Origin of the sequence: Streptomyces sp. SID11385 (genome assembly GCF_010548245.1) — a bacterium.
Taxonomy (GTDB): domain Bacteria; phylum Actinomycetota; class Actinomycetes; order Streptomycetales; family Streptomycetaceae; genus Streptomyces.
In genome coordinates this window covers 1-8906 of the sequence record NZ_JAAGLR010000961.1, presented here as the reverse complement: position 1 = coordinate 8906, position 8906 = coordinate 1, and the positions used below count along the sequence as shown (strand labels likewise).

At 75.4% G+C, this 8906-nt stretch carries 6 protein-coding genes; 5 read left to right on the top strand and 1 reads right to left on the bottom strand.

Annotated features, from left to right (window positions below):
* The 5 genes from G3I42_RS29225 to G3I42_RS29205 all read left to right on the top strand — a co-directional run.
* Positions 1-844 (top strand): isochorismate synthase (locus tag G3I42_RS29225; protein WP_164290758.1); only part of this gene is annotated, 844 nt, incomplete at its 5' end.
* Positions 841-2502 carry an AMP-binding protein gene (locus G3I42_RS29220; protein WP_164290757.1) on the top strand — a complete coding sequence of 554 codons (1662 nt, stop codon included), beginning with the start codon at positions 841-843 and terminating at the stop codon, positions 2500-2502. The genes G3I42_RS29225 and G3I42_RS29220, both read left to right, overlap by 4 nt.
* Before the next feature lie 277 nt (positions 2503-2779).
* A complete protein-coding gene (locus G3I42_RS29215) occupies positions 2780-3412 on the top strand; it encodes an isochorismatase family protein (RefSeq protein ID WP_164290756.1) in 633 nt (210 codons plus the stop codon).
* Positions 3412-3648, top strand: a complete 237-nt coding sequence (locus G3I42_RS29210; RefSeq protein WP_164290755.1) for a phosphopantetheine-binding protein — start codon at positions 3412-3414, stop codon at positions 3646-3648. Before G3I42_RS29215 ends, G3I42_RS29210 begins: the two co-directional genes overlap by 1 nt.
* The gene (locus G3I42_RS29205; RefSeq protein WP_343244699.1) at positions 3645-7547 is read left to right on the top strand and encodes an amino acid adenylation domain-containing protein; all 3903 of its coding nucleotides are present in this window, start codon (positions 3645-3647) and stop codon (positions 7545-7547) included. Before G3I42_RS29210 ends, G3I42_RS29205 begins: the two co-directional genes overlap by 4 nt.
* Before the next feature lie 55 nt (positions 7548-7602).
* Here G3I42_RS29205 and fes read toward each other — a convergent pair.
* On the bottom strand, positions 7603-8906 hold a 1304-nt coding region (gene fes / locus G3I42_RS29200), incomplete at its 5' end, for an enterochelin esterase (protein WP_164290754.1).

Sequence of the window (8906 nt, the reverse complement as noted above, 5' to 3'; positions counted from 1 at the left end):
CGCGCCCGGCGGCTGGGACCTGCGCGAGGTGCCCCCGGCCGCCGCCTACGCACGCGCCGTCGACGCCGCCGTGGAGCGACTGCGCGCCGGCGAGTTCGCGAAGGTCGTCCTCGCCCGCACCCTCGAACTCACCGGGCGCACCGCACCCGAACTGCCCCTCATGCTCGCCCGCCTCGCCCGCCGCGACCCCGGCGGCTACGCCTTCGCCGTGCCCAGCGGCCCGGGACGCACGCTGCTCGGCGCGAGCCCCGAACTCCTCGTCGCCCGGCACGACGGCCGCCTCGTCGCCAACCCCCTCGCGGGCTCGGCCCCGCGCGGCACCGACCTCGCGGACGACGTGCGCGCCGCCGCCGCGCTCCTCGACTCGGCGAAGGACCTCCACGAGCACGCCGTCGTCGTCGACGCCGTACGCGAAGCACTCGCCCCGTACTGCGCGCGCATCGACGTGCCCGCGCGCCCCACCCTCGTCCGCACCGCCACCATGTGGCACCTGTCGACCACCGTCACCGGGGACCTCACGTCCCCCGCGACGACCGCGCTCGACCTCGCCCAGGCACTCCACCCCACCCCCGCCGTGTGCGGGACCCCGACCGCGACCGCGCGCGAGGTCATCGCGGCGAGCGAACCCTTCGACCGCGGCGCCTACACCGGCATGGTCGGCTGGCAGGACGCGGACGGGGACGGCGAGTGGGTCGTGACGCTGCGCTGCGCCGAGGCCGAGGGCGACACGCTGCGCCTCTTCGCCGGGGCCGGGGTCGTCGCCGCCTCGACGGGCGAGGCCGAGGCCGCCGAGACGGCCGCCAAGTTCCGTACCTTCCTCGACGCCGTCGGAGCCGCCCTGTGACCACCTCACCCGCCACCACGCCGGCCACTACGCCGGCCACCACCCCCGGGCTCGACGCGCCCACCTGGCCCGCCGACCTCGCGGCCCGCTACCGCGCCGCCGGATACTGGCGCGGCGAGTCCTTCGGCGACCTCCTGCGCGCCCGCGCCGCCGCCCACCCCGGGCACCTCGCACTCGTCGACCCCGCGCCCGAACGCCGCACCTGGACGTACGCGGAACTCGACGCCCGCGCGGACACCCTCGCCGCGGGGCTCGCCGGTCTCGGCATCCGCAAGGGCGACCGCGTCGTCGTGCAACTGCCCAACACCGGCGAGTTCATCGAGACCGTCTTCGCGCTCTTCCGCCTCGGCGCCCTCCCCGTCTACGCGCTCCCCGCCCACCGCGAGCGCGAGATCGACCACTTCTGCGCGCACAGCGAAGCCGTCGCCTACGTCGTCCCCGAGCGCCACGCGGGCTTCGACCACCGCGCGCTCGCCACCCGGATGCGCGCCCGGCACCCCGCGCTGCGCCACGTCCTCGTCGTGGGCGACCCCGGCGAGCACACCGCGCTGCGCGACGTCACGGGAGACCCCGCGGACCTCCCGCCGGGCCCCGACGCGAGCGAACTCGCCTTCCTCCAGCTCTCCGGCGGCACCACGGGCGTCCCCAAGCTCATCCCGCGCACCCACGACGACTACGCCTACTCGCTGCGCGGCTCCAACGAGATCTGCGGCGTCGACGCGCACACCCGCTTCCTCGTCGTCCTCCCGGCCGCGCACAACTTCCCGATGAGCAGCCCCGGCTGGCTCGGCGTGCTGCTCGCGGGCGGCACCGTCGTGCTGAGCCCGGCGCCCGACCCCGGGACGGCGTTCCCGCTCATCGAGCGGGAAGGGATCACGATGACCGGCATGGTGCCGCCGCTCGCCCTCGTGTGGACCGAGGCGGCGCCCTCGACCCCGTACGACCTCACGAGCCTCGACCTGGTCCTCGTCGGCGGCGCGAAGTTCGCCGAGCGGGCGGCGCGGCGCCTGCGCCCGGCGCTCGGCGCGCGGCTCATGCAGGTCTTCGGGATGGCCGAAGGACTCGTCAACTACACGCGGCTGGACGACGACGTGGAGACGGTGCTCACGACGCAGGGCCGCCCCATCTCGCCCGACGACGAGATACGGGTCGTGGACGACGCGGGGGAGGACGTCCCCGACGGCACGGTCGGGCACCTGCTGACGCGCGGCCCGTACACGATCCGCGGCTACTGGCGCGCGCCCGAGCACAACGCGCGCGTCTTCGACGCGGAGGGCTGGTACCGCACCGGGGACCTCGTACGACGGCTGCCGAGCGGGCACCTCGTCGTGGAGGGCCGCGCGAAGGACCAGATCAACCGGGGCGGCGAGAAGTTCGCGCCCGAGGAGGTCGAGAACGTGCTTCTCGGCCACCCGGCCGTGCTCGACGCCTCCGTCGTCGGTGTGCCGGACGACTACCTCGGCGAGCGCTCCCTCGCGTACGTGATTCCGCGCGCGGGGGCGGAGGTGCCGCGGGCCGCCGAACTCAAGCGCTACGTAAGGGAGTCGGGACTCGCGGCGTTCAAGGTGCCGGACCGGTTCGCCTTCGTGGACGCCTTCCCGCAGACGGGGATCGGGAAGGTGAGCAAGAAGGGGCAGCGGGAGGGGGTGCGGGGGTGAGCTGAACAGCGGCTCCTCCTGGTGCTCTGAACAGCCCCCTCCCGCCCGGGGGGCGACCCCAATACCAGTCTCCCGCAAATCGCACCCCCACCCCGCCCACCCCTCGAAATCTGTGGACAACTCCGCGAAAGCCACCACGCGCCTCACTCGAAAGAGTGGCAGGTGCCCTGTGGATAACCGGAGCCCTGGCCAAAGGTGGCCCACCGCCTAGCCCGCCCCTCCCCGACGCGACGTGTCCCCACCCCTCACCCCCCCACCCCCCACCCGAAAGGCCCCCATGCCCCTCCCCAGCGCCGTCGCCTACCCCCACCCCACCCCGGACGAGCTGCCCGCGAACCGCGTCGACTGGCGGCTCGACCCCTCCCGTGCCGCGCTCCTCGTCCACGACCTGCAACACCACTTCCTGCGCTGCTTCCCCCCGGGCACCGAACCCCTCACCGGCCTCGTCGACCGCACCGCCCGGCTCATCGAAGCCGCCCGCGCCGCCGGGATGCCCGTCATCCACACGGCCCAGCGCGGCGGCCAGACCGCCGCACAGCGCGGCCTCCAGCTCGACTTCTGGGGCCCCGGCATGCCCGCCGACCCGGCCGCCCACGGCAGCCCCGAGCGCGTCGCCCCCGCCGCGGACGACATCCGGCTCACCAAGTGGAAGTACAGCGCCTTCGCCCGTACCGACCTGGAGGAACGGCTGCGCGCCGCCGGGCGCGACCAGCTCGTCGTCACCGGCGTCTACGCCCACATCGGCGTCCTCATGACGGCGGCCGACGCCTGGTCCAGGGACCTGCGCGCCTTCGTCGCCGCCGACGCGGTCGCCGACTTCTCGCGCGAGGACCACGACATGGCGCTGCGCTGGGCGGCGGGCCGCTGCGCCCGCGTCGCCCCCACCGCCGCACTGCTGAAGGAATTCTGATGCCGCTCCCCACCCTCACCCCCGAACTGATCCGCGCCGACGTCGCCGACGCGCTCGGCGAAGACCCCGCCGGCATCCCCCTCGACGAAAACCTCCTCGACCACGGGCTCGACTCCGTGCGCCTCATGAGCCTCCTGGAGGGCTGGCGCCGCGAGCACGGCGTCGACGCGGGCTTCGCCGACCTCGCCGAGGACCCCGTCATCACCGCCTGGGCCGACCTCCTGGGGGCACGGTGACCACCACGACGCACACGGCCGCCGCCCTCCTCCCGCTCACCGCCGCCCAGCGGGGCATGTACTACGCGCAGGCCCTCGACCCCGGCAGCCCCGCCCAGAACACCGCCGAGTGCCTCACGATCGACGGCCCCCTCGACGCGCACGTCTTCCGCGCCGCGCTGCGCCGTGTCACCGCCGAGACCGACAGCCTCCGCCTGCGGTTCACCGAGACGCCCGAAGGCCCCCGGCAGCAACTGACCGCCGAAGTCGAACCGCCGCTTTTCGTAAGGGACTTCCGCGACGACGGCGGTGAGGAGGCGGCCCGTGCGTGGCTGCGCGCCGACCTCGCCGAACCCTTCGACCTCGCCTGCGGGCCGGCCTTCCGGCACGCCCTGCTCCGCGTCGGCGAGGAACGCTGGCTGTGGTACCAGTGCGTGCACCACCTCGTCATGGACGGCTACGGCTACTCGCTCCTCGTGCGCCGCACCGCCGAGGTGTACTCGGCGCTCGCCGCCGGCGAGGAACCGGCGCCGCGCGCCTTCGGCACCCTCGCCGAACTCCTCGCGCTCGACGAGGAGTACCGCACGGGACCCGACAGGGACACCGACCGCGCCTACTGGACGGGCGCCTTCGCCGACCGTCCGGAGGCACCCCTCCTCGCGGGCCGCTCCGCGCTCCCCTCCCGCACCTTCCTGCGCCGCACCGCTCACCTCACCCCCGAGGACACCACGCGCCTGCGCGCCCTCGCCCGCACGCTCAAGGCCACCTGGCCCGACATCCTCCTCGCCGCGCAGGCCCTCCACGTCTCGCGCACCACCGCGCGCGAGGATGTCGTGCTCGGCCTGCCGCTCATGGGACGCCTCGGCTCCGCGGCGCTGCGCGTGCCGGGCATGGTCATGAACGTCGTACCGCTGCGGCTGCGCGTCGACCCGGCGGAGAGCTTCGCGCGGCTCGTACGGCGCGTCGTCACCGCGGTGCGCGAGGCGCGCCGCCACCAGCGCTACCGGTACGAGGATCTGCGCCGCGACCTCGGGCTGCTCGGCGCGGACCGCGCGCTCACCGGGCCGCTCGTCAACGTCATGCCCTTCGACTACGGCGCCACCTTCGCCGGCGCCCCCGCCCGCGCCGAGAACCTTTCGGCCGGACCCGTCGACGACCTCAGCGTGCACGTCTACGACCGCGCGGACGGACGCGGACTGCGCATCGACCACGACGCCAACCCCGCCCTCCACGACGAGAGCGCGCTCGCCGCCCACCAGGACCGCTTCCTCGCCCTCCTGCACCGTCTCGCCACGAGCGACCCCGAGGCCCCCACGGCCCGGCACCCCCTCGCGACCGACGACGAACTCCACCTCGTCCTCGAAGAGTTCAACGCCACCGAGCGCGCCCTGCCGCCCACCACCCTGATCGGCCCGATCGAGGCGCGGGCCGCGCACACCCCCGACGCACCCGCCCTCGTCCTCGGCGACACGGTCCTCTCGTACGCGGAACTCACCGCGCGCGCCAACCGCCTCGCCCACCACCTCACCACGCTCGGCGCCGCCCCCGGCGCCACCGTCGCCGTCTCGCTCCCGCGCTCGGTGAACCTCCTCGTCGCCCTCCTCGCCGTCCTCAAGACCGGCGCCGCCTACCTGCCGCTCGACCCCGAATACCCGGTCGAACGCCTGGAGTTCATGCTCACCGACGCGACCCCCGTGTGCGCGCTCACCGACACGGGCGGGCGCCTGCCGCAGGACGCCCCCGTGCCCGTCCTGCCGCTCGACACGCTCGACACGCGCGCGTACCCCGCCTGCGACCCGCCCCGTGCCCTCACCCGGCACCACCCCGCGTACGTCCTGTACACCTCCGGATCGACGGGCCGTCCCAAGGGCGTCGTGGTGTCGCACGCGGCGATCGACAACCGCCTGCGGTGGATGCAGGGCACGTACCCGCTCGCGCCGGGCGACCGCGTGCTCCAGAAGACACCCTCGTCCTTCGACGTCTCCGTGTGGGAGTTCTTCTGGCCGCTGCGCGAAGGCGCGACCCTCGTCCTCGCCGAGCCCGGGGCGCACAAGGACCCGCGCCGCATCGCCGACCTGATCACCCAACACGCCGTGCACGTCTGCCACTTCGTGCCGTCCATGCTCCAAGCCTTCCTCGCCGAGGGGGAGTCCGCGCGGTGCGTGAGCCTGCGGGACGTCTTCGCGAGCGGCGAAGCGCTCTCGCGCGAGTCCGCCGACGCGTTCGCCCGCGTCCTGCCCGGAGCGCGCCTGCACAACCTGTACGGGCCGACCGAGGCGGCCGTCGACGTCACCCACCACACGTGCGTCCCCGGCGACACCGGACCCGTCCCGCTCGGCCGACCCGTCTGGAACACCCGCCTGTACGTGCTCGACGCCGCGGGACAGCCCTGCCCGCCCGGCGTGCCCGGTGAACTCCATATCTCCGGGCGCCAGGTGGCGGACGGCTACCTCGCGCGCCCCGAACTCACCGCCGCCCGCTTCCCCGTCGACCCCTACGGCCCGCCCGGCACCCGCATGTACCGCACGGGCGACCTCGCGCAGTGGACCCCCGAGGGCGACCTGCGCTACCTCGGCCGCACCGACCACCAGGTCAAGCTGCGCGGTCAGCGCGTCGAACTCGGCGAGATCGAGACCGCGTTGAGCGCCCTGCCCGGCGTCGACGGAGCGTGCGCCCTCGTCCGCGAGGACACGCCGGGCGACCAGCGGCTCGTCGGCTACGTGACGGGCCCGGCCGACCCGGCCGGACTGCGCAGCGCACTCGGCCGCACCCTGCCCGCGCACATGGTGCCCGCCGCCGTGCTCCGCCTCGACGCCTTCCCGCTCGGCCCGGCGGGCAAGCTCGACCGCAAGGCACTGCCGGCCCCGGTCTTCACCGGCTCGGGAGAGGAGCGCGCCCCCGCGAGCCCGGAGGAGGAAACCCTCGTCCGCCTCTTCCGCGAGGTCCTCGGCGTCCCCGACGCGGGCCCCGAGGACGCCTTCTTCGACCTCGGCGGCTCCTCGCTCCTCGCGGTCCGGCTCGTCGGCCGGATACGGGATGAACTCGGCGCCGAACCGACCCTCGGCAGCCTCTTCGAGTCCCCCACCCCGGCCACGCTCGCCGCCCGCCTCACCGCCACGGGCCCCCTCGCCCGCGCCGCGCTCTCCACCGTGCTCCCGCTGCGTGCGAACGGCGAAGGCCCCGCGCTCTTCGCGATCCACCCCGCGGGCGGCCTCGCCTGGTGCTACGCGGCCCTCGCCACCCTCCTCGGCCCCGGCCGACGCCTCTACGGCATCCAGGCACGCGGCCTCGACGGGCCCGCCCCGCTCCCGGTGAGCCTGGAGGAGGAGGCCGCCGACTACGTACGCGAGATCCGCGCCCTCCAGCCGCACGGCCCGTACCGCCTCCTCGGCTGGTCGGTGGGCGGTGTGCTCGCGCACACGGTCGCGACGCTGCTCCAGGAGGCGGGCGAGAAGGTCGACCTGCTCGCGCTCCTCGACGCCTTTCCCGCCGAGCAGTGGCGCGACAACCCGGCCCCGGAGGAGGGCGACGCGCTCACGGCGGTGCTCCGGATGGCGGGCTTCGAACGGACCGGCGAGCGCACGAAGGAGGACGTCATGGCGACCCTGGCGCAGGGCGGCAGCCCCCTCGCCGGCCTCGCCGACGACACCCTCGCCCGCATCGTCGACGTCGTCCCCAACCACGCCCGCCTGATGCGCGCCCACACCCACCGCCGCCCCTACGAGGGAGACGTCCTCTTCTTCACGGCGGCGGCCCCGCGCGACCAGCACTGGCTCCACCACACGGCCTGGCTCCCGCACGTACGCGGAACGATCGAGAACCATGACCTGCCCTGCACCCACCCCCAACTGCTCACGGCGGGACCGCTGGAGGCGATCGCGGCGGCGCTGAGGGGGCGGCTGGAGGAGCTGAGGGGCTGAGGGGGCGGGGGCGGTGAGTGGGGGTCCCGGGCGAGCGCGGGACCGTCCGGCACCTCTAGGCCGCCGCCCCCGGCACCCCCGCACCTCGCCCGCCCACCGCCGGTGCCGCCGCCCCGGGAACCAGCTCGGGCAGCCCCGCCGCCAGTTCCGCGCGCCAGCACAGGTAGTCGTGGCCGCCGTTGAACTCCCGGTACTCGGCGTCCTCGTACCCGGCCTCCGCGAGGGCGGCGCGCAGGCGGCGCGCCGCCGGAAGGGCGACCCATTCCTGACGTCCGAAGGAGAGACGGAAGCGAACGGGCAGGCGCGGGGCGGAGGCGAGCGTGCGCGTCAGCCACTCGGCGCCGGGGCCGTTGGGCCACCAGAAGGAGCCCGACTGGGCGAGGACGTTGCCGAAGCGGTGCGGCGCGGCCAGCGCGGCCCACGCGGCCGTGAGACCGCCGAGGCTCTGGCCCGCGATCACCGTCCGCGCCGGGTCCGTCGTGAGCGGCAGCCGTTCGGCCGCCCACGGGATCAACTCCTCGGTCAGGAAGGCGAGATACTCCGGAAGGCAGGTCAGCTCCGCCCACCGCGTGTCCGCGTCGACGGAGTCCGGCAGAAGCGCTGCCATCGGGGGCACGAGACCGGCCGCGATCAGCCCGTCCAGCAGCCCCGCGACACCCAGCACCGGCCCCCAGTGCTCCCCGTCGAGCAGCACGAGCAGCGGCAGCCCGGAGCCGGGGGCGGCCGACGTCCCGGCGGGGACAGGATTGGCCGCCCCGGCGTGCGCGGCGGCGGGTGTGTAGAGCCACGTCCGCCTGGTCCCGCCCGGCCGGGCGCTCGGCACCGCGTGTTCGCTCAGGGTGCCGCGCGCCGCAGCCGGGCAGGGGAGCGCCCAGGCATCCTGCGCCGGCGCCTGCGGCAGGGCCGCCCAGTGCAGCGGCTCACCTCCCCAACGGCGCGGCAAGGTGCGCGAGTTGAAGGGGTCGGCGCGGCGCCTCGTACGCAACCAGGCCGCGTACTCCCGCGAGCCGGGCGCGGGGCCGCCGCCCTCGTCGACGAGCAGGTCGTACGTGCCCTGCCAGTCCGCGCCGAGCCGTAGCGTGACGTGCCACACGTCCGTGTCCGGCACGCGCTCCATCAGCGTGGCGCCCGGATCGCGCGGGTCGGCGAGCTTGTTGGGCACGGCCTGTACCGCCCGGGTCGCCGTGCCGCCGCGCCACAGGAAGGTGACGGCCCTGTGCCCCGGATCGCCCTCGGGGTCGGGTCCCACGACGGGGGTGCCGCGCCGGGCGACCTCCGCCCAGAAGTCGTCCGTCGCCGCCCCGGGGCCGGGCAGCGGCAGGGCCGCGCCCCTGACGCGGGGCACCGGGGCCGGGCGCG

What these genes read in the sequence shown, in the direction of transcription:
- G3I42_RS29215 (WP_164290756.1), top strand. Translation starts at nt 2,780, where the DNA reads ATGCCCCTCCCCAGCGCCGTCGCCTACCCCCACCCCACCCCGGACGAG.
- G3I42_RS29210 (WP_164290755.1), top strand. Translation starts at nt 3,412, where the DNA reads ATGCCGCTCCCCACCCTCACCCCCGAACTGATCCGCGCCGACGTCGCC.